This is a genomic window from Vibrio sp. 1288 (genome assembly GCF_033344475.1).
Genome location: NZ_JAWPOX010000764.1, coordinates 1 through 610, shown reverse-complemented (window position 1 = coordinate 610; position 610 = coordinate 1). Strand labels below are relative to the sequence as shown.

At 44.1% G+C, this 610-nt stretch carries 1 protein-coding gene; it reads right to left on the bottom strand.

The window, feature by feature from the left end; genetic code table 11:
* Positions 1-214: 214 nt before the first annotated feature.
* Positions 215-610, bottom strand: a 396-nt coding sequence (locus R8O11_RS29235) for a GNAT family N-acetyltransferase (RefSeq protein WP_318195125.1), incomplete at its 5' end; no start/stop codon positions are given.

The following is a 610-nucleotide window of genomic DNA, read 5'->3' as shown; positions in this document are numbered from 1 at the left end:
CAAAACTGCTTACTCACATCAACCAGTTCATTAAACACATGTTCTATCGAAGATTTCCTTGCCAATTTAGCCTCCTCACTTGTAGATACACTTAACGCCGCGTTAAGGGGTGAACAACGCTATACCACCCAACTTAAACCATTGTGCCATAAACACAAAAACTAAACTTTGAGCCAAAACCGCCAAGCGTTGAGAATCCCTCTTGAACGCTTTGTTATGTGCGCGCTAAACGGTAGCGCCTTACAGTGCCCTCGTTTTCACTTGTGTAGTTGCCAAGATACTCACCGCCACAGTTTTCGATAACCTTTTGGGATGCAGGATTGTCAATTGAACAAGTAACAATAATTGCGTCAGTGACAACGTGCTCTTGCACCCAAGCGAGGAGAAATGAGGCTACACCTTTACCACGAGCTGACGGTCTAGTTTCGTAGCCAACATGCCCAATGACATTTTCTACGTTGGTATTAGTACCTTTGCGAACTCGGATTGCACCTAAAATTTCGGAGTTCGATACACAGTAGTAAGTTCTGCTAGGTAAATATCCCTTTGGTAACTCGGAGATTGCCTTTGAGCGTTCGACCAAACCTGACAAATAAGCTGTAGGATCTTG